The organism is Pseudomonas sp. BT76 TE3572, from assembly GCF_050435365.1.
In the GTDB taxonomy this organism is placed as follows: Bacteria; Pseudomonadota; Gammaproteobacteria; order Pseudomonadales; family Pseudomonadaceae; genus Aquipseudomonas; species Aquipseudomonas fluorescens_W.
The window spans coordinates 5,449,037-5,473,631 of record NZ_JBNDKE010000001.1; the positions used below are offsets into that span (position 1 = coordinate 5,449,037).

At 59.4% G+C, this 24,595-nt stretch carries 21 protein-coding genes, 4 tRNA genes and 1 pseudogene; 21 read left to right on the plus strand and 5 right to left on the minus strand.

Annotated features, from left to right (window positions below; all coding sequences use genetic code 11):
- Positions 1-110: 110 nt before the first annotated feature.
- From ribF to ispH, 5 genes are all read left to right on the plus strand, one after another.
- On the plus strand, positions 111-1,061 hold the full coding sequence (gene ribF, locus ABH912_RS24770) for a bifunctional riboflavin kinase/FAD synthetase (protein WP_008154932.1): 951 nt from the start codon (positions 111-113) through the stop codon (positions 1,059-1,061).
- Complete coding sequence (gene ileS, locus ABH912_RS24775) at positions 1,062-3,893, plus strand: isoleucine--tRNA ligase (RefSeq protein ID WP_429511871.1); 2,832 nt, start codon at positions 1,062-1,064, stop codon at positions 3,891-3,893. It abuts the gene before it with no gap.
- A complete protein-coding gene (gene lspA / locus ABH912_RS24780) occupies positions 3,886-4,398 on the plus strand; it encodes a signal peptidase II (protein ID WP_033054294.1) in 513 nt (170 codons plus the stop codon). Before ileS ends, lspA begins: the two co-directional genes overlap by 8 nt.
- Positions 4,399-4,405: 7 nt before the next feature.
- Positions 4,406-4,843: an FKBP-type peptidyl-prolyl cis-trans isomerase gene (gene fkpB, locus ABH912_RS24785; RefSeq protein WP_197281706.1), complete on the plus strand. Its 438-nt coding sequence runs from the start codon at positions 4,406-4,408 to the stop codon at positions 4,841-4,843.
- 66 nt (positions 4,844-4,909) lie between these two features.
- Positions 4,910-5,857, plus strand: a complete 948-nt coding sequence (gene ispH / locus ABH912_RS24790) for a 4-hydroxy-3-methylbut-2-enyl diphosphate reductase (RefSeq protein WP_033054296.1) — start codon at positions 4,910-4,912, stop codon at positions 5,855-5,857.
- Here the strand turns inward: ispH and ABH912_RS24795 are convergent.
- On the minus strand, positions 5,826-6,383 hold the full coding sequence (locus ABH912_RS24795) for a GspH/FimT family pseudopilin (RefSeq protein ID WP_429513152.1): 558 nt from the start codon (positions 6,381-6,383) through the stop codon (positions 5,826-5,828). The genes ispH and ABH912_RS24795 overlap by 32 nt on opposite strands.
- Positions 6,384-6,514: 131 nt before the next feature.
- Here ABH912_RS24795 and ABH912_RS24800 point away from each other — a divergent pair, with 131 nt between their 5' ends.
- Genes ABH912_RS24800 through thiO form a run of 7 tightly spaced genes read left to right on the plus strand, consistent with a single transcriptional unit; the run spans position 6,515 to position 13,244 of the window.
- Positions 6,515-6,988 carry a GspH/FimT family pseudopilin gene (locus tag ABH912_RS24800; protein WP_429511872.1) on the plus strand — a complete coding sequence of 158 codons (474 nt, stop codon included), beginning with the start codon at positions 6,515-6,517 and terminating at the stop codon, positions 6,986-6,988.
- On the plus strand, positions 6,985-7,434 hold the full coding sequence (pilV, locus tag ABH912_RS24805; protein ID WP_033054300.1) for a type IV pilus modification protein PilV: 450 nt from the start codon (positions 6,985-6,987) through the stop codon (positions 7,432-7,434). Before ABH912_RS24800 ends, pilV begins: the two co-directional genes overlap by 4 nt.
- Complete coding sequence (locus ABH912_RS24810) at positions 7,431-8,144, plus strand: PilW family protein (RefSeq protein WP_033054302.1); 714 nt, start codon at positions 7,431-7,433, stop codon at positions 8,142-8,144. The genes pilV and ABH912_RS24810 overlap by 4 nt, the downstream gene beginning before the upstream one ends.
- 11 nt (positions 8,145-8,155) lie before the next feature.
- Positions 8,156-8,635, plus strand: coding sequence for a pilus assembly PilX family protein (locus ABH912_RS24815; RefSeq protein WP_033054303.1), 480 nt, complete (start codon positions 8,156-8,158; stop codon positions 8,633-8,635).
- On the plus strand, positions 8,622-11,681 hold the full coding sequence (locus ABH912_RS24820; protein ID WP_429511873.1) for a pilus assembly protein: 3,060 nt from the start codon (positions 8,622-8,624) through the stop codon (positions 11,679-11,681). Before ABH912_RS24815 ends, ABH912_RS24820 begins: the two co-directional genes overlap by 14 nt.
- Positions 11,682-11,695: 14 nt before the next feature.
- Positions 11,696-12,088, plus strand: a complete 393-nt coding sequence (locus ABH912_RS24825; protein WP_033054306.1) for a type IV pilin protein — start codon at positions 11,696-11,698, stop codon at positions 12,086-12,088.
- A gap of 55 nt (positions 12,089-12,143) precedes the next feature.
- Positions 12,144-13,244: a glycine oxidase ThiO gene (thiO, locus tag ABH912_RS24830; protein WP_033054308.1), complete on the plus strand. Its 1,101-nt coding sequence runs from the start codon at positions 12,144-12,146 to the stop codon at positions 13,242-13,244.
- A gap of 3 nt (positions 13,245-13,247) precedes the next feature.
- Here thiO and ABH912_RS24835 read toward each other — a convergent pair whose 3' ends face one another.
- The 4 genes from ABH912_RS24835 to ABH912_RS24850 form a co-directional block, all read right to left on the minus strand.
- Entirely contained in the window at positions 13,248-14,588 is a 1,341-nt protein-coding gene (locus ABH912_RS24835; protein WP_429511874.1) for a sigma-54-dependent transcriptional regulator, read from the minus strand.
- 2 nt (positions 14,589-14,590) lie between these two features.
- Positions 14,591-16,180 (minus strand): sensor histidine kinase, encoded by a 1,590-nt coding sequence (locus ABH912_RS24840; protein WP_429511875.1) that lies wholly within the window; start codon positions 16,178-16,180, stop codon positions 14,591-14,593.
- A complete protein-coding gene (locus ABH912_RS24845; RefSeq protein ID WP_008037883.1) occupies positions 16,170-16,403 on the minus strand; it encodes a PP0621 family protein in 234 nt (77 codons plus the stop codon). The genes ABH912_RS24840 and ABH912_RS24845 overlap by 11 nt, the downstream gene beginning before the upstream one ends.
- 122 nt (positions 16,404-16,525) lie before the next feature.
- Positions 16,526-17,548 carry an outer membrane protein assembly factor BamD gene (locus ABH912_RS24850; RefSeq protein ID WP_429511876.1) on the minus strand — a complete coding sequence of 341 codons (1,023 nt, stop codon included), beginning with the start codon at positions 17,546-17,548 and terminating at the stop codon, positions 16,526-16,528.
- A 151-nt stretch (positions 17,549-17,699) separates the two neighbouring features.
- Between ABH912_RS24850 and rluD the strand changes: the two genes are divergently transcribed.
- The 9 genes and pseudogenes from rluD (at position 17,700) to ABH912_RS24895 (ending at position 24,587) form a co-directional block, all read left to right on the plus strand.
- Complete coding sequence (gene rluD, locus ABH912_RS24855; protein WP_007942311.1) at positions 17,700-18,662, plus strand: 23S rRNA pseudouridine(1911/1915/1917) synthase RluD; 963 nt, start codon at positions 17,700-17,702, stop codon at positions 18,660-18,662.
- Entirely contained in the window at positions 18,659-19,384 is a 726-nt protein-coding gene (pgeF, locus tag ABH912_RS24860; protein WP_429511877.1) for a peptidoglycan editing factor PgeF, read from the plus strand. The genes rluD and pgeF overlap by 4 nt, the downstream gene beginning before the upstream one ends.
- Positions 19,385-19,514: 130 nt before the next feature.
- On the plus strand, positions 19,515-22,079 hold the full coding sequence (clpB, locus tag ABH912_RS24865; RefSeq protein WP_429511878.1) for an ATP-dependent chaperone ClpB: 2,565 nt from the start codon (positions 19,515-19,517) through the stop codon (positions 22,077-22,079).
- A gap of 298 nt (positions 22,080-22,377) precedes the next feature.
- Positions 22,378-22,453, plus strand: a tRNA-Asn gene (locus ABH912_RS24870).
- Between the two features lie 9 nt (positions 22,454-22,462).
- Positions 22,463-22,539, plus strand: a tRNA-Pro gene (locus ABH912_RS24875).
- 5 nt (positions 22,540-22,544) lie between these two features.
- Positions 22,545-22,620: transfer RNA gene (locus ABH912_RS24880), tRNA-Lys, on the plus strand.
- Between the two features lie 98 nt (positions 22,621-22,718).
- Positions 22,719-22,795 (plus strand) — tRNA-Pro (locus ABH912_RS24885).
- A 166-nt stretch (positions 22,796-22,961) separates the two neighbouring features.
- Positions 22,962-23,732, plus strand: a pseudogene (locus tag ABH912_RS24890) (MCP four helix bundle domain-containing protein); the annotation flags it as partial.
- Positions 23,724-24,587, plus strand: coding sequence for a methyl-accepting chemotaxis protein (locus tag ABH912_RS24895; protein ID WP_429513154.1), 864 nt, complete (start codon positions 23,724-23,726; stop codon positions 24,585-24,587). The pseudogene ABH912_RS24890 and the gene ABH912_RS24895, both read left to right, overlap by 9 nt.
- Positions 24,588-24,595 lie beyond the last annotated feature (8 nt).

Genomic DNA, 24,595 nt, shown 5'->3' on the forward strand with positions numbered 1-24,595 from the left:
ACGGGCGAATCGACGGTTTTGTCGGCTCGATCACTTTGGGTTACGGTGTTGCCTGTCGTCGGCCGCCGGGTGTGGTTATAATCGACCACTTTATGAGCAAGAAGCGCGTTATGCAGCTGGTTCGAGGCCTCCACAACTTGCGCCCCCAGCATCGGGGCTGTGTCGCCACTATTGGCAACTTTGACGGTGTTCACCGTGGCCACCAGGCTATCCTGGCGAGGCTCCGTGAGCGTGCGCTCGAGTTGGGCGTGCCCAGCTGCGTGGTGATTTTTGAGCCGCAGCCGCGGGAGTTTTTCGCCCCGGACACGGCGCCGGCCCGTCTGGCCCGGCTGCGGGACAAACTGCAGCTGCTGGCCGAGGAAGGTGTCGACCGGGTCCTGTGCCTGGCCTTCAACCAGCGCTTGAGCAAGCTCAGCGCCGCCGAATTCGTCGACACCATTCTGGTGGACGGCCTCGGTGTACAACATCTTGAGGTCGGTGACGATTTCCGTTTCGGCTGCGACCGGGTAGGGGATTTCGATTTCCTGCAACAGGCTGGCGTCCTGCAAGGGTTTACCGTCGAAGCGGCGCAAACCGTCGAGCTGGACGGTATTCGCGTCAGCAGCACCCAGGTCCGCAATGCCCTGGCCGCTGCCGATTTTGCCCTGGCCGAGCGATTGCTCGGTCGTCCCTTCCGGATTGCCGGGCGGGTCCTGCATGGCCAGAAGCTGGCGCGCCAGTTGGGTACGCCCACGGCCAACATACAACTCAAGCGTCGCCGCGTGCCGCTGACCGGGGTTTACCTGGTCAACGTCGACATCGACGGCAAGACCTGGCCGGGCGTCGCCAACATTGGCGTGCGGCCAACCGTTCAAGGTGATGGCAAAGCCCACCTCGAAGTGCATCTTTTAGATTTTGCCGGCGATCTGTATGACCGGCGTTTGACGGTGGTTTTCCACCACAAGCTGCGTGAAGAGCAGCGTTTCGCCTCTCTGGAGGCGCTTAAGACGGCGATCAATGCGGATGTTGCCGCCGCCCGTGCCCTGTCGCACCTAGCGCCAATCGCTAATGAAGAGCCTTAAATGACCGACTATAAAGCCACGCTAAACCTTCCGGACACCGCCTTCCCAATGAAGGCCGGCCTGCCTCAGCGCGAACCGCAGATTCTGCAGCGCTGGGACAGCATTGGCCTGTACGGTAAGTTGCGCGAGATTGGCAAGGATCGTCCGAAGTTCGTACTTCACGACGGTCCTCCGTACGCCAACGGCACGATTCACATCGGTCATGCGCTGAACAAGATTCTCAAGGACATGATCATCCGCTCGAAAACCCTGTCGGGTTTCGACGCGCCTTATGTTCCGGGCTGGGACTGCCACGGTCTGCCGATCGAGCACAAAGTCGAAGTGACCCACGGTAAAAACCTGGGCGCGGACAAGACCCGCGAACTGTGCCGTGCCTACGCCACCGAGCAGATCGAAGGCCAGAAGTCCGAATTCATCCGTCTGGGCGTGTTGGGCGATTTCGCCAACCCGTACAAGACCATGGACTTCAAAAACGAGGCCGGCGAAATCCGCGCCCTGGCAGAAATCGTCAAGGGCGGTTTCGTGTTCAAGGGCCTGAAGCCTGTGAACTGGTGCTTCGACTGCGGTTCGGCCCTGGCTGAAGCGGAAGTCGAGTACGAGAACAAAAAGTCCTCGACCATCGACGTGGCGTTCCCGATTGCCGACGAAGCCAAGCTGGCTGCCGCTTTCGGTCTGCCATCGCTGGGCAAACCCGCTTCGATCGTGATCTGGACCACCACCCCGTGGACCATCCCGGCCAACCAGGCGTTGAACGTTCACCCGGAATTCAACTACGCCCTGGTCGACGTCGGCGACAAACTGCTGGTTCTGGCTGAAGAGCTGGTCGAGTCGTGCCTGGCCCGTTACAGCCTGGAAGGCTCGGTTATCGCGACCACCACCGGTAAAGAGCTGGAACTGATCAACTTCCGCCACCCGTTCTACGACCGTTTGTCGCCGGTTTACCTGGCCGAATACGTTGAGCTGGGCGCTGGCACCGGTGTGGTTCACTCCTCGCCAGCCTATGGCGTAGACGACTTTGTGACCTGCAAGAAGTACGGCATGGTCAACGACGACATCCTCAACCCGGTACAGAGCAACGGCGTTTACGCAACGTCGCTGGAGTTCTTCGGCGGCCAGTTCATCTGGAAGGCCAACCCGGCCATCGTCGACAAGTTGACTGAAGTCGGTGCGCTGCTGCACACCAGCATCATCGAACACAGCTACATGCACTGCTGGCGTCACAAGACCCCGCTGATCTACCGCGCCACCGCGCAGTGGTTCATCGGCATGGACAAAGAACCTGTGACCGGCGACACCCTGCGCAAGCGGGCGATCAAAGCCATCGAAGACACCAAGTTCGTCCCGGCCTGGGGCCAGGCGCGCCTGCACTCGATGATCGCCAACCGTCCGGACTGGTGCATCTCCCGTCAGCGCAACTGGGGCGTGCCGATCCCGTTCTTCCTGAACAAGGAAAGCGGCGAGCTGCACCCACGTACCGCTGAATTGATGGAAGAAGTCGCCAAGCGCGTCGAAGTCGAAGGCATCGAGGCCTGGTTCAAGATGGACGCGGCCGAGTTGCTCGGTGACGAAGCGCCGCAATACGACAAGATCAGCGACACCCTCGATGTCTGGTTCGACTCGGGCACCACGCACTGGCACGTTCTGCGCGGTTCGCACCCGGTGGGTCACGAGACCGGTCCACGTGCCGACCTGTACCTGGAAGGTTCGGACCAACACCGTGGCTGGTTCCACTCGTCGTTGCTGACCGGTTGCGCCATCGACGACCACGCGCCATACCGCGAGCTGCTGACTCACGGCTTCACCGTCGATGAGTCCGGCCGCAAGATGTCCAAATCCCTGGGCAACGTGATCGCGCCGCAAAAGGTCAACGACACCCTGGGCGCCGACATCATGCGTCTGTGGGTTGCTTCCACCGATTACTCGGGTGAAATGGCGGTTTCCGAGCAGATCCTGCAGCGCAGTGCGGACGCTTATCGGCGTATCCGTAATACCGCACGCTTCCTGCTCTCCAACCTGACCGGCTTCAACCCGGCCACCGACATCCTGCCGGCCGAAGAAATGCTGGCGCTGGACCGTTGGGCCGTGGACCGCACCCTGCTGCTGCAACGCGAGCTGCAAGAGCACTACGGTGAATACCGCTTCTGGAACGTCTACTCCAAGATCCACAACTTCTGCGTGCAGGAGCTGGGCGGTTTCTACCTCGACATCATCAAGGACCGTCAGTACACCACTGGTGCCAACAGCAAGGCCCGCCGCTCGGCGCAAACCGCGCTGTACCATATCTCCGAAGCGCTGGTGCGCTGGATCGCGCCGATCCTGGCATTCACCGCCGACGAACTGTGGGAATACCTGCCGGGCGAGCGTAACGAATCGGTAATGCTCAACACCTGGTACGAAGGCCTGACCGAACTGCCGGCAGACGTCGAACTGGGCCGCGCCTACTGGGAGCGGATCATGGAAGTGAAGGTCGCGGTCAACAAGGAAATGGAAATCCAGCGCGCGGCCAAGGCCGTCGGTGGCAACCTGCAAGCCGAAGTGACGCTGTTCGCCGAAGAGGCGCTGAGCGCCGACCTGGCCAAGCTGAGCAACGAACTGCGCTTCGTACTGATCACCTCGACCGCGACCGTTGCACCGTTCGTGCAGGCGCCGGGCGATGCCGTGGTCACCGAAGTCGGCGGTTTGAAACTGCAAGTGGTCAAGTCGAGCCACGCCAAGTGCGCCCGTTGCTGGCACTGCCGTGAAGACGTCGGCGTGAACCCGGAGCATCCGGAAATCTGCGGTCGTTGCGTCGATAACATCAGTGGCGCTGGCGAGGTTCGTCACTATGCCTAATGCGGCTGGCCGTTTCGGACGGCTGAGCTGGCTCTGGTTGAGTTTGCTGGTCCTGGTCATCGACCAGGCCAGCAAGTTCTACTTCGAAGGCAAGCTCGAGATGTACCAGCAAATCGTGGTGATCCCCGATTTGTTCAGCTGGACCCTGGCCTACAACACGGGCGCGGCGTTCAGCTTCCTGGCCGACAGCTCCGGCTGGCAGCGCTGGCTGTTTGCCCTGATCGCGGTCGTGGTCAGTGCGGTGCTGGTGGTATGGCTCAAACGTCTTGGGCGCAATGAAACCTGGCTGGCCGTCGCTTTGGCGCTGGTACTGGGCGGCGCGCTGGGCAATCTGTATGACCGCATTGCCCTGGGCCATGTGATCGATTTCATTCTGGTGCATTGGCAGAACCGCTGGTATTTCCCGGCGTTCAACTTTGCCGACAGTGCAATCACTGTCGGTGCCGTAATGCTTGCGCTGGATATGTTCAAAAGTAAGAAAACCGGAGAAGCCGTTCATGACTGAACAGGTATTGGCTGAGCAACGCATCCGCCAGAACACGGAAGTCACTTTGCACTTTGCACTGCGCCTGGAGAATGGCGACACAGTCGACAGCACCTTCGACAAAGCCCCGGCGACCTTCAAGGTCGGTGACGGCAACCTGTTGCCAGGGTTCGAAGCTGCGCTGTTCGGCTTCAAGGCTGGCGACAAGCGTACGCTGACGATTCAGCCGGAAAACGCTTTTGGCCAACCCAACCCGCAGAACGTACAGATCATCCCGCGCACGCAGTTCAAGGATATGGAGCTGTCGCCTGGGTTGCTGGTGATCTTTAACGATGCGGCCAATACTGAGCTGCCTGGTGTGGTGAAAGAATTCGATGATGAGCAAGTGACCATCGACTTCAACCACCCGTTGGCCGGCAAGACATTGACCTTTGACGTCGAGATCATCAACGTCATAGCACTGTAAAACCTTCGCCCGACTCTGGTCGGGCGGGGTCAGCATTCTTTCTGCGCGCAAGACACGAGGCACAGCATGCAAATCAAACTCGCCAACCCCCGTGGCTTCTGCGCCGGTGTGGACCGGGCGATCGAAATCGTCAACCGCGCCCTGGAAGTCTTCGGGCCGCCGATCTACGTGCGCCACGAAGTGGTCCACAACAAATTCGTCGTCGAAGACCTGCGTGCTCGCGGGGCGATCTTCGTCGAAGAGCTGGATCAGGTGCCGGACGACGTCATCGTGATCTTCAGTGCCCACGGTGTTTCCCAGGCCGTGCGCACCGAAGCCGCGGGTCGTGGCCTGAAGGTGTTCGACGCCACTTGCCCGCTGGTAACCAAGGTACACATCGAAGTGGCACGTTACAGCCGCGACGGCCGTGAATGCATCCTCATCGGCCACGCCGGTCACCCGGAAGTCGAAGGCACCATGGGCCAGTACGATGGCAGCAATGGTGGCGCGATCTATCTGGTCGAAGACGAAAAAGACGTCGCCGCCTTGCAGGTGAACAATCCTGAAAAACTGGCGTTCGTGACCCAGACCACCCTGTCCATGGACGATACCAGCCGCGTCATCGACGCCCTGCGTACACGCTTCCCGGCGATCGGTGGCCCGCGCAAGGACGACATCTGCTACGCCACGCAAAACCGTCAGGACGCGGTCAAGCAACTGGCCGACGAATGCGACGTGGTCTTGGTGGTCGGCAGCCCGAACAGCTCCAACTCCAATCGCTTGCGTGAACTGGCCGAGCGCATGGCCACCCCGGCCTACCTGATCGACGGTGCCGAAGACCTGCAAAAGAGCTGGTTCGACGGTGTCGAGCGAATCGGCATCACTGCTGGCGCCTCCGCCCCGGAAGTGCTGGTGCGGGGCGTGATCCAGCAGTTGCAGGCGTGGGGCGCTACCGGCGCCGATGAATTGGCCGGTCGCGAGGAGAACATCACCTTCTCAATGCCTAAAGAGTTGCGCGTCCGCTCCCTGCTTTAAGGCTTTTGCCCCCTGGGCACAGCGCCTGCTCAGCCTTATGGCTGCGCAGGCTGACGCGGCCGGTCGCGGCCAGCACCACCTGGAGTTGAGTGACCGGTTCGCGGGCTGCGCAAATGTGCAGTGTCCCTGCTTGAAAGGCCCGTCCGGGCATTTGTGGCTCGCCAATACTGTTGAAACGTATGTATCGCCTGACCGGCCAATTGCCGACAATCGGCACCTGAGTGCCACTCGCGCGCTCAACCAGCAGCGGATTGCTGTTGTCCTCCGCCCCTTTACCACTGATATCCAGAATGATCCGCCAGCCCTGGCTCCAGTCGCCGTTGATGGCATGAATCACGACACTCTGGTTGCGTGTGATGGCAACGGTTCTGGCGTTGCGTATACCGCTGATAAGCGACTCTGCCACCTGCTCGCGATGGTTCGATTCAGTCAGTGCTGCAAACGCCGGACTGACCAACAGCAGAACAATCCCGACAATTGTCAGTCCCATAAGCAGTTCGATCAGGCTGAAACCTCGCTGATGCATGTCATCTCCCTCCCTGGAGTGCTGCGGCCCGCGCGATCCCTGCGCGAGTAATGGCAAAACAATCGAACACCTGCCGGTCGAATGCTCTAGCGTGTAGAAGCAGGTATAGCCGACGGCAACGGAGCGCACCGATGGATCATCGTACAAAAGGTTTCACGCTGATCGAGCTGCTGATCGCGCTCGCGGTGTTTCTGATCCTGATCACGCTGGCCGTACCGGCGTTTACCCGTTCGGTGCAAATCACCAAGGCCGACACCGAAATTGGCGATCTGCAACGCGGTCTGAATTTCGCCCGACTTGAGGCGATCAACCGGGGCATCACCACCCGGCTTCGCCCGACGACGGAGGGCGGGGTCTGGACCGGAGAGCTCTCGGTTTATGACGGTACTGGCAAATTGGCCAATGTATTGCGGGTTGTTCCAGCGATGAGCAGCGGGGCGACTCTGACGCTAACCTTAGGAGTGACCGCCATTGATTTCAACAACCTGGGCGGGTTATCGGCACCGTCCACGGCGGTAGTGATCAGCTATGTATTGGGGGCGCAAAGCAGGACGCTGAATGTGTGTTTGAACGGACGAATTCTATTGGGTGGAAACTGCGGATGAGGGGATGGAGCAAGCGTGCACAGGAGGGCATGACGCTGATCGAAGTTTTGGTTGCGTTGTTGATTCTGAGCGTGGGGCTGTTAGGGGCTGCGGCGATTCAGCTCAATGCGCTCAAATACACCGACAGTTCGCGGATGACCAGCCAGGCCAGTTTTATCGCCTACGACATGATGGACCGCATTCGCGCCAACTCCGGTGCCGACTACACCGTCACGCCACCGACCTCAGGCAACCTGAGCGTCGCCCGGGATCAGGACCTCTACGACTTCACCACCAACATTGTCAATTTCGGCGGCGCCACCGCCACCGGCAGCGTTACGCTCAATAAGCAGGTGTACACCATCACCATCACCTGGGATGACTCTCGGGCTGCGAACATCGCCGATTCACGGCGCAGTTTCGTCTTGACCAGTCGCGCCACCGTCGATCCGGTGCCGACGCCATGAACCGGTCCAATAGAGGTTTCGGCCTGATCGAGTTACTGATCGCCCTGGCGCTGAGTTTGGTCGTGGTCCTGGGCGTGGCGCAGATTTTCATCGCGGCCAAGAACACCTATGTCAGCCAGAACGCCGCTGCCGCCATGCAGGAAGATGCGCGTTTCGTGCTGAGCAAACTAATTCAGGAAATTCGCATGGTCGGCATGTTCGGATGTCTGGGGACGGTCACTGATTCAAGCTCGGCGGGTGACTTCAATGCCTTTCAGACAACACCCATCAGTTGGGACAACGCCAACCTCAAACTGACCCTGGTGACTGCGGATGTCGGCGGCAGTGGCGGGGTGCCGACCTGGACGGTGGTTTCCGATTGTCGGAACACCGCAACGGCCTACACCGGCGTCCGGGTTCCGGCGTCGGGCGAGCTGGCGTTTCCGATCCGCCGCCTGATCTACAGCTTCAGCAACAATCAACTGCTGATGGGTGTCGGTCCCGGCACGCCGGCTCAGGCGGTGCTGGTGAACAACGTCAGTGCCTTCAACGTGAGCTTCGGCCTCGCCAGTTCCGCTACGGATGTGGCCGCCTCCAGTTACAGCAGCAACCCGTCTGATCCGGCGCGCATTCGTAGTGTTCGCCTGACATTGACCCTCACCGACCCGAACAACCGGGTGCGCAATCAAACCTTCAACGTGGTTGCCGCTCTGCGCAACCGCTTGCAATGAGGGGCGGGCCGATGAGTATTGCTCCCGTGACCCCTCACGCCCAGCGTGGCATGGCGCTGTTGGTCAGCCTGGTGTTTCTTCTGTTGTTGACACTGATCGGCCTTTCATCGATGCAAAACGCCACGCTGCAGGAAAAAATGGCGGCCAGCGTGACCTTGCGCAATCAGTCGTTCCAGGGCGCCGAGTCGGCGTTGCGCGTAGGTGAAAGCGCAGTGCAACTGGAGACCTATTCGTTGCCGGTCTGCAGCGGCACCACCCAATGCGCGCCACCGGCCGAGTCGTCGACAATCACCGGTGCCGGCTTCAACTCCACCTCGGGGGTGACCTGGATCGCCTCCGGCAGCGGTTTTTACGGGGTGCAGAACATCGGCACCACCCTGACCGCCGTGAATGTGCCAAGCAACACCTCGACAACGCTGTACCGGGTGACCGCAGTCGGCATCGCGGGCAACTCGCGCAGTGTGGTGGAGAGTATTTATGCGAAGTACTAAACAGCTGTGGCGCCTGGTTTGCGGCGTGCTATTGGGGTTTTATCTCTCAGCGCCAGCGTATGCCTTCACACCGTCGGATTCTCCGCTGTTGAGCGCCGCGGCTGTCGCGCCTAACGTGATGCTGTTGATTGACGATTCGGGCAGCATGAACAGCATCGTCTGGGCGGCGGGTTTCGATCCGACGGTCACAAATCGCCCTCAGGTGACCATCTGCAGTTCAGATGGCTCCTGCAAGGAAGGGCAAAATCTCGACATGACCGACACCAATATTTTTCTGTCCAGCCTCAATCGCGGTGGCTGTGCGTCAGGTTATGTTGGTTTTTTTAAAGGCTCTCAGGGGGCGAATTCGTTTTGCCTGAAACTGCCCGATCCGGTGGGCGGCGAGAACACCCGTTACTCGGCCAACTACCTGTCTTACCTGATCAGTCTGGCGAACAGTTCGACCAAGGATTTCACCACTGGCTCAATCCCCACCGATTACCGGATGAACGTTGCGCGCAAAGTCTCCACTGATCTGGTGACCACTAACCGTGGGCTGCACATAGGCCTGGCGACGTTCAACCCAGCCACCATCTACAACTCTGGCAATGGTGGCTACATCGCCCGTTCCATTAGCGACCTGTCGGTGGAGAGCAACTTTAATAACCTTGTTTCGTCGATCAACGGCTTGAATGCAGTCGCCAATACCCCATTGGCAGAAGCCTATTACGAAGTCACCCGCTACATGCGCGGCATGGCGCCGTTCTACAACTCGACGCCTGCGACCTACACCAGTCCGATCCAGTACCGTTGCCAGAAAAACTATGGTGTGGTGATTACTGACGGCTTGCCCACCTTTGACAGGACCTTCCCGACCACTGATCCCTTGGGCGGTACACGACTGCCCAATTGGGACGGTGTAAACAACGATGGTCCCGGCGGCGACGATGAGGGCGATACGCTTTACCTGGATGACATCGCCAAGTTCGCCTTCGACATCGACATGCGCACGACCGGCACCGATTCCGCGAACAAAAACTGGGACGCAGCGGATTTTCCAAAGCAGAACATGAACACTTACACCGTCGGTTTCGCCACTGCGAACCCGATGTTGTCGGACGCGGCGACTTACGGGCAGGGCAAGTATTACCAGGCTACCGACAGTACAGGCCTCAACAGCGCACTGTCGTCGGCGCTGAGCGACATCACCTCCAAGGCCGGCTCCGGCGGCAGTGGCGTCGCCAGCGGGACCACTCTGGCCAGCGGTACGAGTTACTTTCAGACCAGTTACGATCCCAAGGATTGGCGCGGCACGATCAAGTCCTACGGGTTTACCTCCACTGGCACGGTCAACACCGCTTCGGTGTTGTGGACAACCGATACCACCATCGTGCCCGGTGCCACGGCACCGACCTATCAATCCTGGAACACCCTGACCAATGCGGCCGTGACGCTGGCCTACGCCAGTTTTTCACCTGCCCAGCAAACTTCCCTCAACCAGAGTTTGCCCACCGGCATCACCGGCAGCGATCTGGTGGAGTGGAGCAAGGGCACCAACAAGGCCGGCCTGAAAGTGCGCAGTGTGCTGCTCGGCGACATCATCAATTCGCCGTTGGCCCTGGCATCGCCCACGGATAAAACCGCGTCCGATCTGTCCGGCGACACCACTTACAGCACTTATCTGGCAACCAAAGCGGCAAGCATGAACGCCAGCCTCGTGGTGAACGCCAACGACGGCTTTGTAAACGTCATCAACGTGTCCAATGGCACGCGGCGTTACGCTTTCATGCCGTCCAGCGTGTTGCCGTCACTGCGGTACATCGCTGACCCCACTTACATAAACGGGGTGAGCCACAAGTTTCTGGTGGACGGTCAGGTGGGTGTGTTCGATGCCCAGCTCAACAGTGCCTGGAAAACCCTCGCGTTGGGCGGGACGGGGGCAGGAGGGCGAACCTTCTATGCGCTCCAACTGTTCGACGCATCGGCCGGTAACGTAACCAAGGCGTTGTGGGAGATCAGCGCACCGGCCACAGCAAACACGGCGAACGTTTTCAATGATCTGGGTTATGCCTATGCACGACCGGAAGTGGCACGCTTGGCCGACGGTCGATGGGCGGCATTCATCTCCAACGGTTATGGCAGCAACTCCGGGGTGGCAGCGTTGTACGTGGTCGACATTCGCGACGGCACGCTGATCAAGAAGATAGTGGTCGACGGCGCCGAGACGACCAACGGCCTGTCGTCGGTAAAACTTCGGGTCAACTCACAGAATGTGGTGCAGGCCGCTTATGGCGGCGATTTGAAGGGGCGGCTGTGGAAGTTTGATTTGAGCGCCACCGCCCCGGAGTCATGGGATCTGGCGTTTTCCCGCAAACCGCTGTTTACCACCGCAGGTGGCGTCACCCAGCCGATCACCGCACAGCCATTGCTGGCGGACAATTCGTTGGGAGGGAAGGAAGTGTTTTTCGGCACCGGTAAATTCAACGAGACGGCCGACAAGACCAATAAAGATCTTCAGGCGTTCTATGCCGTGTGGGATGCGGAAGGTGGCTCCGGGCAAATCACAACGTCCAGTTTGCAGGCGCAGTCGGTGACCGGCGTGTTCTCCGGTAGCAATGGGCAATTCATCACCACCAGCCAGAACGACGTGACCTATCCGGCGGAAAAAGGCTGGTACCTGCCGCTGGTGTACAACAACGTACTAACCGGTGAGCGGGTGATCAATCAGGCCAGTCTGGTGGCCGGCCGGATCGTATTCACCACGGCCAGCGTGGACACCACCGACCCATGCGCCAGTTTCGGTACCGGCAAACTGGTCGAGCTGGATGCATTCAGCGGTAAGATGCTCAATTACGCGGTGCTCGACAGCAATGGCGACGGCCTGGTCGACATCAAGGATTCGATTTCCAGCGGGGTGATTTTCACCGGTGGTATTCCGACGCTGAACGCGATCGTCAACAATGCGGCCCGCAAGATTGTGAACGACTCCAGCGGTGGCATCAGCTCCCTGGTGGAAAAGCCCGGCAGCGGCGGCAGCCGTCGCATCATGTGGCGACAAATTCAGTAAGTGAGAGTTGAGGCATGCGCAGATCCAACCGAGGTTTTACCCTGATCGAAATCATGATCGTGATTGCGATCATCGGGATCGTCATCACCATTGGCTACCCGAGCCTCACCGAGTATGTGAATAAGGGCCGCCGCACTGAAGTCGCCGGCCTGCTCTCCGAACAAGCGCAGATCCTTGAACGCTACTATTCGAAGAATAATGTCTACTCCAATGCCATCCTGAACGCCAATAACGACTTCTACACCATTACCCCGACCCTGACCGATCAGACCTTCCTGCTGACGGCGGTGCGCAAGCCCGGCAAGGCCATGGCAGCTGACAAGTGCGGTGATTTCACTATCACCAACACTGGCGTCAGAAGCGTGGTCAATGCGACGGCCACGTCCAAGGATTGCTGGGGCCGCTGAGTTCCTTTTCGGGTGCCTTTTGTGCCCTCTGTCTATTTAACGGTTGGATTAGAACATGACCAGGCAACAGCAAGTGGTGATTGTCGGCGGCGGCGTGATTGGCCTGCTGACAGCGTTCAATCTCGCGTCCGAAGTGCAAAGCGTTGTGCTGCTGGATCGCTCGAACGTCGGTCAGGAGTCGTCCTGGGCCGGCGGCGGCATCGTCTCGCCGCTCTACCCGTGGCGCTACAGCCCGGCGGTCACCGCGTTGGCGCACTGGTCCCAGGATTTTTATCCACAGTTGGGTGAGCGATTGTTTGCGGCCACCGGTGTCGATCCCGAGGTGCATACCACCGGGTTGTACTGGCTGGACCTGGATGATGAGGCCGAGGCGCTGGCCTGGGCGGAGCGGGAAAACCGTCCGTTGCGGGCTGTGGATATCTCGGCGGCTCACGACGCGGTGCCTGTGTTGGGGTGCGGTTTTTCCCGGGCGATCTACATGGCCGATGTGGCCAATGTGCGTAATCCGCGGCTGGTGAAGTCCCTAAAGGCTGCGTTGCTGGCGCTGCCGAACGTCACGATTCATGAGCAGTGTGAAGTCAGCGGGTTTATCCGTGAAGGCGCCACGGTGGTCGGGGTGCAGACTTCGGCGGGAGCGATTCATGGCGATCAGGTAGTGCTGACTGCGGGTGCCTGGAGCGGTGATTTACTCAAGAGCCTGGATCTGGAGCTGCCGGTCGAGCCGGTGAAAGGGCAGATGATTCTCTACAAATGCGCAGCGGATTTCCTGCCGAGCATGGTTCTGGCCAAGGGGCGTTATGCGATTCCTCGGCGCGACGGGCACATTCTGATCGGCAGTACGCTGGAGCATGAAGGCTTCGACAAGACGCCGACCGAATCTGCCCTCGAGAGCCTGAAGGCGTCGGCGGTGGAGTTGATTCCTGCACTGGCGGATGCCGAGGTTGTCGGGCACTGGGCCGGGTTGCGACCGGGCTCGCCGGAAGGTATTCCCTACATCGGTCGGGTGCCAGGGTTCGAAGGGCTTTGGCTCAATTGCGGGCATTACCGTAATGGCTTGGTGCTGGCGCCTGCGTCGTGCCAGTTGTTTGCGGATGTGATGCTGGGGCGTGAGCCGATCATTGATCCGGCGCCATATGCACCGACTGGACGGATCTGAGACTCAATCGAGTCCCAGTTTCTTGAGCCTGTAGCGCATCGACCGGAATGAAAGATTCAACCGCTGAGCCGCCGCCGTGCGGTTCCAGCGGGTTTCTTCCAGGGCCTGGAGGATAAGGTTGCGTTCGACGTTTTCCAGGTAGTCTTCCAGATTGTCGATCTGCGTCAGGTCCGGCACACCGCCTTCCGGGTTGCAGTTGCCTTCGGCCAGTCGCAGGTCGCTGGTTTCAATTTGTTTGTTTTCGCACAATGTGTGCGCCCGTTCGAGCACGTTCTCCAGTTCCCGCACGTTACCGGGGAATCGATAGCTTTTCAGCGCGTCGAGGGCTTGGGGGTGGAGCTTCGCGGCGGGTTGGCCAGTGCTGATCGCCAGGCGTTTGAGCACATGGCTGGCGAGGGATTCGATGTCGTCACGGCGTTCACGCAAGGGCGGCACCCGTAGTTCGATCACGTTCAACCGGTAGTACAAATCCTGGCGAAAGCGTTCGGCGGCGACTTCGGCGTCGAGGTCTTTGTGGGTGGCGCAAAGGATGCGCACATCAACCACGGTTTCCTGTTGCTCGCCGACACCGCGAACGGCTTTTTCCTGTATTGCCCGTAGTAGTTTGACCTGCATCGCCAGCGGCAAATCAGCCACTTCGTCGAGGAACAAGGTGCCGCCATGGGCCGCCTGGAACAGGCCGGGTTTGTCTTCGAAGGCGCCGCTGAAGCTGCCTTTGCGATGCCCGAAAAATTCGCTCTCCATCAATTCCGACGGAATCGCCCCGCAATTGACCGGGATAAACGGTTGATTTGCGCGGGGGCCTTGTTCATGGATCAGTCGCGCGACCAATTCCTTGCCGCTGCCGGATTCGCCGCTGATGTACACCGGCGCCTGGCTGCGGGCCAGTTTGTCGATGTGTTTGCGCAAGGCGCGCATGGGCGGTGAATCACCCAGCAGCCGGCGATTGATGGCGATGCCGGTGCCGCCGGGCGCAGGCAACCGAAGTGCGCTACTGACCAGTTCCCGCAGGCGAGTGAGGTCCACCGGTTTGGTCAGGAAGTCGAAGGCGCCGGCCTTGAGGGCGTTGATGGCCGTTTCCAGGCTGCCATAGGCGGTGATCATTGCCACCGGTACTTGGGGGTGGCGTTGCTGGATGTGTTGCACCAGCTCAAGGCCGGTGCCGTCCGGCAAGCGCATGTCGGTGAGGCATAAGTCGAACGTCTCTCGTGAGAGCAGGGCCTGGGCTTCGCCGAGGTTGCGGGCACTGAAGGTGTCGAGTTTCATCCGTCCCAGGGTGATTTCCAGGAGTTCGCGGATATCCGGTTCGTCGTCGACGATCAGGACTTTTTGCCGTGGGCTCATGTTCAACTTTGTTTCCGTCCGTGAGCAAAGGTGATGCGAAAGCAGCCGCCGCCTTGGCGTGGTTTGAAGTCTAGGCGGGCCTGGTTGCATTCGCACAGCTCACGGGACAGATAAAGCCCCAGGCCGGTGCCTTGGGGGCTCGTGGTGAAGAACGGTTCGAACAAGTGCACGTGATGCTCCGGTGCCACGCCGGGGCCATCGTCCAGGATCTCGAGGACCGACAGCTGGCTGTCCGGGTCGACGAACAACTCCAGCCAGACCTGTGCCAGGTCGTGATTCAAGGCGCTATGGCGCCAGGCGTTGCGCAACAGATTGTCGAGAATCTGGGTCAGTTGGTCTGGGTCCATCAGGGTTTTGAAGTCCCCTGAGCCGATGCGCAGATGAATCTGCTGATGCTCGGTCGCCCCCTCGCGGTTTTCGTTGACGTACTGCTCCAGCCACGGCTTCAGATCAAGCCGTTGCGCTACGGTTTGCTGGCGGCGGGACAGTTGCAGGACGTTTTCGATTACCCGATTCATTCGCTGAGAGTGGTCTTGAATAATCTGTGTCAGACGTCGATCCGCTGGGTTCAGTTCCTCTGATTCTTGCAATAGCTGCGCGGCATGACTAATGGCGCCCAGTGGATTGCGGATTTCATGGGCGATACCGGCGGTCAGGCGACCGAGTGCGGCGAGCTTCAATTGCTGGGCCTGTTGGGCGATTTGCGCGAGGTCTTCGAGAAAGACCAGGGTCTGGTGGTGTGGGCTTTGGTCCAGGGCAATGAAGCTCGGTTGCAGCTCCAGACCACTACTGGCGACTTTCAGGCTCTGGGGGCGCAGCGTCGGATTGTTGAGCCACAGTTGCAGGCGTTCGACCAGGCTGGGTAGGTAGTCATCTATCAGTTGGCCTGCAAGATTGTCCCTGCCTAACAGGTTCAAGGCGCTGTGGTTGGCCAGTTGAACCCGCCGTTTGTCGTCGAGTACCAGGATGCCGGTACGCATGCGTTGCAGGATCAGTGCGTTGAGGGCTTCGAGGCCGACGACTTCGCTGGCCCGTTGTTCGGCGAGGGTTTCGCTGACCTCCAGGCGTCGGGTCAGCCCTTGCACCAGCAATGCCGCAGCAAAACACAGGGCGCCGAGCGTGCCGACTTGCAGGTAATCGTTGGGGGTGGCGGGATGGCTGAGACTCAGGAGGAAGCTCAGCCCGACGATACCCAGCGCGCCAACGGCGGCAATCAGCAGGCCGATGCGCCCTCGCAACAAGGTGTTACTGATGGCTACGGATACGATCAGCAAGTTGCCGATGGCGCTGGCCACACCGCCGGCGGCGTAGAACAAGCCGCACAGCAGCAGGACGTCGGTCAGCGCCAGGCTGAACAGTTGCGCCGGGCGTCGAGTGTTCTCGAGGAACACCACCAGCAAGATATTCAGCACCAGGTAAAACCAGCTGCCTCTGCGCAGCAGGTCGTCATTGGCGGACGTCAGCAGCTGGTTGTCCATGTTGCTGGAGATCAACAGCACCAGGGTGATGCCGACGCTCAAACGGTAAAAGTGATAGAGACGCAGCAGTCGCTGGGCCTGTTTGCTGCCGGGACTGGAGGTCTCAGCGATCACTGGAACCCGGGCCTTGCTCAAGATGAGCCTGGCTGCAATACCACTGTTGTTGAAGGCTCAGCGCGCGGTCGCGTGGCAGGTGTACGCCGCAATGGGCGCAGCGGACCATGGGGGCCGCTTCCAGCTCGGCAGGGGACTTGGGCACGGAAGCCTGGCCCTTGAACTTGCGCCAGAACCATACCGCAGCGGCAATCAGGGCGATCCAGAACAGTAAACGAAGCATGATGAGCTGCTATTCGACGAGTGATGAGCCAGTTTAGCCAAGGACATGACCAGCGCACAGCGTAATCATCGAGCCCATAAAAAAGGAGCCTCGAAAGGCTCCTTTTTGTACAACCCGATGTGTCAGTCAAACACGCCGAAGGTCATGTAGCTGAACCACGAGCGGTCGCTGTTATTGGCTTCGGAGTCGTGTTCCTCTTCTTCGATCACGTCGCCATTTTCATCTTTAGGCTTGAGATCGTTTGGAATCGCGTCCTTGGCGTCCTGGAATTGCTTCTGCACGTCCTGGTTGGCGCGGGTTTCGCCCGGCGGCAGCGGTGGACGGGATTCGATCAGGCCCAGGGTGGCCTTGCTCAACCACGAACGGTTGTCGGCTTCGGCCACCGAAGGCTGGAACTGACCGTCCACCAGGCTTGGGTGGTTCGGGTAGTTGAGCTTCAGGGTTTCGAGACTGGTGGCGGCCAGGTCGTCCAGGTGCAGACGCTGGTAGGCCTCTGTCATCACCGCCAGGCCGTCACCGACCGAAGGGGTTTCCTGGAAGTTTTCCACCACGTAGCGACCACGGTTCGCGGCAGCGACATAGGCCTGACGGGTCAGGTAGTAGTCGGCAACGTGAATCTCGTAGGCCGCCAGCAGGTTGCGCAGGTAGATCATGCGCTGCTTGGCGTCCGGCGAGTAGCGGCTGTTCGGGAAGCGGCTGGTCAGCTGGGCGAACTCGTTGTAGGAGTCGCGAGCGGCACCCGGGTCACGCTTGGTCATGTCCAACGGCAGGAAGCGCGACAACAGGCCGACGTCCTGGTCGAAAGAAGTCAGACCCTTGAGGTAATACGCGTAATCCACGTTCGGGTGCTGCGGGTGCAGGCGAATGAAGCGCTCGGCGGCGGACTTCGCAGCTTCAGGCTCGGTGTTCTTGTAGTTGGCGTAGATGAGCTCGAGTTGAGCCTGATCGGCGTAGCGACCGAACGGATAACGCGACTCCAGCGCCTTCAGCTTGGCTGTGGCGGCGGTGTAGCTATTGTTGTCCAGATCGTGCTGAGCCTGCTGGTACAGCTCGACCTCGCTCAGGTTTTCGTCTACGACTTCCTTCGATGAGCAAGCAGCGGTCAATGCGAGGATGGCGATCAGCAGCAGGTGTTTCACTTGCATGGCGGCTTGCGTCCCTATGACGGCCGCTGTCTTGGGCGGGGCCGTCCTGTTATGATGAGTGCCCCGTTGAATAGCCTCGGGGCAAAAGACGCCGTATTTAACCACAAGCGCGCAGCCGAAACCAAAGGCTGTGCCGACGCCTAGTCTGAGCATGTCCGATAAAATTGAACTTCGCGCAGAGGTGCCGTCCGAATTGGGCGGCCAACGCCTCGATCAAGTCGCCGCACAATTATTCGCTGAGCACTCGCGCTCGCGCCTTTCCGCCTGGATCAAAGACGGCCGCCTGACTGTGGATGGGGCGGTTATCCGCCCGCGAGACATTGTTCACGGTGGTGCCATTCTTGAACTCACTGCCGAGCAGGAAGCTCAGGGCGAATGGATCGCTCAAGACATCGAGCTGGACATCGTCTATGAAGATGACGACATCCTGGTGATCAACAAACCCGCGGGTCTGGTGGTGCATCCTGCCGCCGGTCACGCTGATGGCACCTTGCTCAACGCCTTGCTGCACCACGTGCCGGACATCATCAATGTGCCCCGCGCCGGTATCGTGCATCGCCTGGACAAGGACACCACCGGTCTGATGGTGGTGGCCAAGACCATTCAGGCGCAGACACAGCTTGTCACGCAATTGCAGAGCCGCAGCGTAAGCCGGATCTACGAATGCATCGTGATCGGTGTGGTGACTGCCGGCGGCAAGATCAACGCGCCGATCGGTCGTCACGGTCAGCAGCGCCAGCGCATGGCCGTGATGGAAGGTGGCAAGCAAGCTGTCAGCCATTACCGCGTGCTCGAGCGTTTCCGCTCCCACACTCACGTGCGGGTGAAGCTGGAAACCGGTCGTACGCACCAGATTCGTGTGCACATGGCCCACATCAACTACCCGTTGGTCGGAGACCCTGCCTACGGCGGTCGTTTCCGTATTCCGCCGGCTGCCAGTGTGACCATGGTCGAATCGCTGAAGGCGTTCCCGCGTCAGGCGCTGCATGCGCGGTTCCTGGAGCTGGATCACCCGACCACCGGTAAACGCATGAGCTGGGAATCGCCACTGCCGGACGATTTCGTCTGGTTGCTGACCCTGCTCAAGCAAGACCGCGAGGCGTTCATCGGATGAGTGACTGGCTGATTCCCGACTGGCCTGCGCCTGCCGGGGTGAAAGCCTGTGTGACCACCCGTGCGGGCGGCGTCAGTCTGGCGCCGTTCGACAGCCTCAACCTCGGCGATCACGTCGATGACAGCCCCGAAGCTGTTGCCGAAAACCGTCGTCGCCTCACCGATCATTTCTCTATTCAGCCGGCCTGGTTAAAGCAGGTTCACGGCATTGCCGTGGCCCACGCAGACCCAAGCCAGGTGGCCACTGCCGATGCAAGCTGGACAGCAACGCCCGGTATTGCCTGCACGGCGATGACTGCGGATTGCCTGCCAGCGCTATTCTGTGACCGTGCCGGCACTCGCGTAGCGGCGGCTCATGCCGGTTGGCGCGGGTTGGCGGCGGGTGTGCTGGAAGCGACCCTCGACAGTCTGGCCGTGCCACCAGAAGACGTATTGGTCTGGCTCGGCCCGGCCATTGGCCCGCAAGCCTTTGAAGTCGGCCCTGAAGTGCGCGAAACCTTCGTCGAGCAATTGCCCGAAGCCGCCAAAGCCTTTGTGCCGAGTGCCAATGCTGGCAAATTCATGGCTGATATCTATGAGCTGGCGCGCTTACGTCTGGCGGCTCGCGGCGTCACCGCTGTTTATGGTGGCGGTTTCTGCACCGTGACCGATCCTCGCTTCTTTTCTTACCGCCGCAGCCCACGCACCGGTCGGTTTGCCTCTCTTGTCTGGCTCGAACGCTAGAATTAGCTGACCTGCATCAACGTCACGACGCTTGAATCTTCCAGAATCGACCGCATCTATAACGGTATCTAGCAGGTTTCTTCATTCAGGATGTTTTATAGGTCCGGCCTGCTCAAAAGGAAGGTGACCCATGCGTATAGACCGTTTAACCAGCAAGTTGCAGTTAGCCTTGTCCGACGCCCAATCCCTGGCCGTCGGCCTCGATCATCCGGGCATTGAGCCGGCGCACTTGATGCAAGCCATGCTTGAGCAGCAGGGTGGTTCGATCAAACCCCTGTTGATGCAGGTTGGCTTCGACGTCAACAGCCTGCGTAAAGAGCTGACCAAAGAGCTCGACCAACTACCAAAAATCCAGAACCCGACCGGCGACGTCAACATGTCGCAGGATTTGGCGCGCCTGCTCAATCAGGCCGATCGTCTGGCCCAGCAGAAGGGCGACCAGTTCATTTCCAGCGAGCTGGTGTTGCTCGCCGCCATGGACGAGAACAGCAAGCTCGGCAAATTGTTGCTCGGCCAGGGCGTCAGCAAGAAAGCCCTGGAAAACGCGATCAACAACCTGCGTGGTGGTGAGGCCGTCAATGACGCCAACCACGAAGAGTCGCGCCAGGCGCTGGATAAATACACCGTCGACCTGACCAAGCGCGCCGAAGAAGGCAAGCTCGATCCGGTGATCGGCCGGGACGACGAAATTCGACGGACCATTCAGGTCCTGCAACGCCGTACCAAGAACAACCCGGTGCTGATCGGTGAGCCTGGCGTCGGTAAAACCGCCATCGCTGAAGGCCTGGCCCAGCGCATCATCAACGGCGAAGTGCCGGATGGACTGAAAGGCAAACGCCTGCTGTCCCTGGACATGGGGTCGCTGATTGCCGGTGCCAAGTACCGTGGCGAGTTCGAAGAGCGCCTCAAATCGTTGCTGAACGAACTGTCGAAGCAGGAAGGGCAGATCATTCTGTTCATCGACGAGCTGCACACCATGGTCGGCGCCGGTAAAGGCGAAGGCTCGATGGATGCGGGCAACATGCTCAAGCCTGCGTTGGCCCGTGGTGAACTGCACTGCGTCGGCGCGACCACGCTCAACGAGTACCGCCAATATATAGAGAAGGACGCAGCCCTCGAACGGCGCTTCCAGAAAGTGCTGGTGGACGAGCCGAGCGAAGAAGACACCATCGCGATTCTGCGTGGCCTGAAAGAGCGCTACGAGGTTCACCACAAGGTGGCGATCACCGACGGCGCGATCATCGCTGCGGCCAAGCTCAGTCATCGCTACATCACTGATCGTCAGCTGCCGGACAAGGCCATCGACCTGATCGACGAAGCGGCAAGCCGCATCCGCATGGAGATCGATTCCAAACCGGAAGTTCTGGATCGCCTTGAACGCCGTCTGATTCAGCTGAAGGTGGAATCCCAGGCGCTGAAGAAAGAAAGCGACGACGCGGCGAAGAAGCGCCTGGAAAAACTCCAGGAAGAAATCGTTCGTCACGAGCGTGAGTACTCGGACCTGGAAGAGATCTGGAACGCGGAAAAAGCCGAAGTCCAGGGTTCTGCGCAGATCCAGCAAAAAATCGAACAGTCCCGTCAGGAACTGGAAGCTGCCCGCCGCAAAGGCGACCTGAACCGCATGGCCGAGTTGCAGTACGGGATCATCCCGGACCTGGAGCGCAGCCTGCAAATGGTCGACCAGCACGGCAAAACTGAAAACCAGTTGTTGCGCAGCAAGGTGACCGAAGAAGAGATCGCCGAAGTCGTTTCGAAGTGGACCGGTATTCCGGTGTCGAAAATGCTCGAAGGCGAGCGCGACAAGCTGATGAAGATGGAAAGCCTGTTGCACCAACGTGTGATCGGCCAGGACGAAGCGGTGATTGCCGTTTCCAACGCCGTGCGGCGATCCCGCGCCGGTTTGTCCGATCCGAATCGCCCGAGCGGCTCGTTCATGTTCCTCGGCCCGACCGGTGTCGGTAAAACCGAGCTGTGCAAGGCGCTGGCCGAGTTCCTCTTTGATACGGAAGAGGCGATGGTGCGGATCGACATGTCCGAGTTCATGGAGAAACATTCCGTGGCTCGTCTGATCGGCGCGCCACCAGGCTACGTAGGCTATGAAGAGGGCGGTTACCTGACCGAGGCGGTGCGTCGCAAGCCTTATTCGGTGATCCTCCTGGACGAGGTCGAGAAGGCCCACCCGGACGTCTTCAACATCTTGCTGCAAGTGCTGGAAGATGGCCGACTGACCGACAGTCATGGCCGCACGGTGGATTTCAAAAATACCGTGATTGTCATGACCTCCAACCTGGGGTCGGTGCAGATCCAGGAACTGGTCGGTGATCGTGAAGCGCAGCGTGCGGCGGTGATGGATGCGATTTCCAGGCACTTCCGGCCGGAGTTCATCAACCGGGTCGATGAAGTGGTGATCTTCGAACCGTTGGCTCGGGATCAGATCGCAGGTATTACCGAGATCCAGTTGGGTCGCCTGCGCAGTCGCCTGACCGAACGCGAGCTGAAGCTTGATCTCAGCCCTGAGGCCATGGATAAGCTGATCGCGGTGGGTTACGACCCGGTTTACGGCGCGCGGCCGCTCAAACGAGCGATCCAGCGCTGGATCGAGAACCCGCTGGCGCAGCTGATTCTGTCTGGTCGTTTCATGCCGGGCGATACCGCCAAGGGTGTCGTGGAGAACGACGAAATCGTCTTCGTCTGATCCACGGCGGCAGCAAAATTGAAGAGGCCTCGCATTGTGAGGCCTTTTTTTCGCCAGGCTGTTGAACTTAAAGGAAAAGGCTTGTAAAGTGCGCCCCGCAGTAAGTCGCCCTGAAGGGTTCCAGCTCCCCAAGCAGGAATCTGAAATAAGTTGCAAATCATTAACTTGAAAGCAATTTAGGGGGTTGACAGAGGTGCTTAAGATTGTAGAATAGCGCGCCTCAGACACACGAACGCAGCGATGCGAACGGGTCGAAGAGGTGAAGCAAGCTTCACAGTTGTAAATTGAAATATGTAGTTCCGTGATAGCTCAGTCGGTAGAGCAAATGACTGTTAATCATTGGGTCCCAGGTTCGAGTCCTGGTCACGGAGCCAATTTCAAACCGGGGTATAGCGCAGTCCGGTAGCGCGCCTGCTTTGGGAGCAGGATGTCAGGAGTTCGAATCCCCTTACCCCGACCATTTTTGGGTCGTTAGCTCAGTTGGTAGAGCAGTTGGCTTTTAACCAATTGGTCGTAGGTTCGAATCCCACACGACCCACCATTTTTGAAACCAGTTCACGCTGGGATCAGATCTTAAGATCAGAGGCCAAAAGCACTGATCGAAGAAGGCGACTTTTTTAAAGGTCGCCTTTTTATTACCGGGGTATAGCGCAGTCCGGTAGCGCGCCTGCTTTGGGAGCAGGATGTCAGGAGTTCGAATCCCCTTACCCCGACCATATTAAAAATCCTCGTATCGAAAGATACGGGGATTTTTTTTGTCTTCGATTTTTATCTTCGAGAAACAACACTTCAGTCATCGTACAACTTGCCGATAACGAGGCGACGGGGTACTGCCGAAAAAACGCCCCTTATCCAGGCCACTACAAGAAAAAGGCGTTCGTTATGTTGCTTCGTCAGTTAAATATCGCTCCTCGGGCAGCCTTGGGGTTTGCCCTGATTGCCGTATTGGTCGCTTTGCTCGGGATTTTTGCCCTGGGGCAGATGTCGAGCATTCGTGACAGCGAGGTGGCGGTGGAGAAACAATGGCTGCCGAGCATTCGCGGCGGTGACGAGATCCGCGAAATCATGCTGCGCATCCGCACTATTTCCCTGCGCATGGCACTGGATCAGGATCCGAAGAACATATCTGTCTACCGTGGCCAGATGGACACCCGCGACAAAGAGTTGAGCCAGAAGATTGCGGCTTATGATCAGTTGGTCAACACCGCCGAAGGCAAGGCCTTGTATGACCAGTTCAAAACCACCTTCGCGGCTTATCGCTCCGGCATTGCTCAATCGTTCTCCCTGGCCGAACAGGGTCGCCGTGACGAACTGACCAAACTGCTGCTGATCGATATGAAAACCGTGGTCGATGGTTCGGGCAAACAGCTCACTGACTTGGCGGATCTGTTCGCCAAACAAGTCGCCTCCGAGAGCCAGAAATCTGCAGCTCATTACGAAACATCGCGGATGATCGTCAGCCTGTTTATCGCATTGGCGGCATTGTCCACCGTCGGCCTGGCCATGCTGCTGACCCGCAGCATCGTCAAACCGTTGAACGAAGCGTTGAATGCTGCAGAAAACGTGGCACGAGGTGACCTGACGCGCCCCATCGAAGCCCATGGCAACGATGAAGTGAGTCGCTTGCTCAAGGCGTTGGCGACCATGCAGCACAACCTGCGTGAAACCTTGCAAGGTATCAGCGGCTCCGCGGCGCAATTGGCGACAGCGGCTGACGAGTTGAATGCGGTCACGCTCGACAGCACGCAGAACCTGCAACAGCAGAACAACGAGATCGAACAAGCGGCGACGGCTGTCACGGAAATGACCACCGCGGTGGAGGAGGTCGCCCGCAACGCGGTGTCGACCTCCGACGCCACGCGCCAATCCAGTGAGTCCGCACACGCCGGCCAGGAGCGGGTCAGCGAAACAGTCACGGCCATCGGCGCCCTGGCCAGCGATGTGCAGATCACGGGCGGATTGGTGCAGTCCCTGGCTAACCAGTCTCAGGAGATCGGCAAGGTGCTGGATGTGATTCGTGCGATTGCCGAGCAAACCAACTTGCTGGCCCTCAATGCTGCCATTGAAGCGGCGCGCGCCGGGGAAAGCGGTCGCGGTTTCGCGGTGGTTGCCGACGAAGTTCGCGCCTTGGCTTATCGCACGCAGCAATCGACTCAGGAAATCGAGCAAATGGTTCAGGGCATGCGCAACGGCTCAACTCAGGCGCTGGATTCCATGCAGGCCAGCTCAACCCGTGCGGCCAGCACATTGGCTCTGGCCGAGCGAGCGGGCGAAGCGTTGCAGACCATCACCGCGTCGGTGCATCAGATCCATGAACGCAATCTGGTGATCGCCAGCGCTGCCGAAGAACAGGCGCAGGTGGCGCGGGAAGTGGATCGCAATCTGGTGAATATTCTTGATCTGTCGGTGCGATCTGCCGCCGGCGCGGATCAGACCAGCGCGTCCAGCCATGAGCTGTCTCAGCTGGCCAATGCCTTGCGGGGCATGGTGCGGCGCTTCCAGCTTTAAATTTTACA

Coding starts and splice junctions, on each gene's coding strand:
- ribF (WP_008154932.1), top strand. CDS start 111: ATGCAGCTGGTTCGAGGCCTCCACAACTTGCGCCCCCAGCATCGGGGC.
- ileS (WP_429511871.1), top strand. CDS start 1,062: ATGACCGACTATAAAGCCACGCTAAACCTTCCGGACACCGCCTTCCCA.
- lspA (WP_033054294.1), top strand. CDS start 3,886: ATGCCTAATGCGGCTGGCCGTTTCGGACGGCTGAGCTGGCTCTGGTTG.
- ispH (WP_033054296.1), top strand. CDS start 4,910: ATGCAAATCAAACTCGCCAACCCCCGTGGCTTCTGCGCCGGTGTGGAC.
- ABH912_RS24795 (WP_429513152.1), bottom strand. CDS start 6,383: ATGCATCAGCGAGGTTTCAGCCTGATCGAACTGCTTATGGGACTGACA.
- ABH912_RS24800 (WP_429511872.1), top strand. CDS start 6,515: ATGGATCATCGTACAAAAGGTTTCACGCTGATCGAGCTGCTGATCGCG.
- pilV (WP_033054300.1), top strand. CDS start 6,985: ATGAGGGGATGGAGCAAGCGTGCACAGGAGGGCATGACGCTGATCGAA.
- ABH912_RS24810 (WP_033054302.1), top strand. CDS start 7,431: ATGAACCGGTCCAATAGAGGTTTCGGCCTGATCGAGTTACTGATCGCC.
- ABH912_RS24815 (WP_033054303.1), top strand. CDS start 8,156: ATGAGTATTGCTCCCGTGACCCCTCACGCCCAGCGTGGCATGGCGCTG.
- ABH912_RS24820 (WP_429511873.1), top strand. CDS start 8,622: ATGCGAAGTACTAAACAGCTGTGGCGCCTGGTTTGCGGCGTGCTATTG.
- ABH912_RS24825 (WP_033054306.1), top strand. CDS start 11,696: ATGCGCAGATCCAACCGAGGTTTTACCCTGATCGAAATCATGATCGTG.
- thiO (WP_033054308.1), top strand. CDS start 12,144: ATGACCAGGCAACAGCAAGTGGTGATTGTCGGCGGCGGCGTGATTGGC.
- ABH912_RS24835 (WP_429511874.1), bottom strand. CDS start 14,588: ATGAGCCCACGGCAAAAAGTCCTGATCGTCGACGACGAACCGGATATC.
- ABH912_RS24845 (WP_008037883.1), bottom strand. CDS start 16,403: ATGCTTCGTTTACTGTTCTGGATCGCCCTGATTGCCGCTGCGGTATGG.
- ABH912_RS24850 (WP_429511876.1), bottom strand. CDS start 17,548: ATGCAAGTGAAACACCTGCTGCTGATCGCCATCCTCGCATTGACCGCT.
- rluD (WP_007942311.1), top strand. CDS start 17,700: ATGTCCGATAAAATTGAACTTCGCGCAGAGGTGCCGTCCGAATTGGGC.
- pgeF (WP_429511877.1), top strand. CDS start 18,659: ATGAGTGACTGGCTGATTCCCGACTGGCCTGCGCCTGCCGGGGTGAAA.
- clpB (WP_429511878.1), top strand. CDS start 19,515: ATGCGTATAGACCGTTTAACCAGCAAGTTGCAGTTAGCCTTGTCCGAC.
- ABH912_RS24895 (WP_429513154.1), top strand. CDS start 23,724: ATGCAGCACAACCTGCGTGAAACCTTGCAAGGTATCAGCGGCTCCGCG.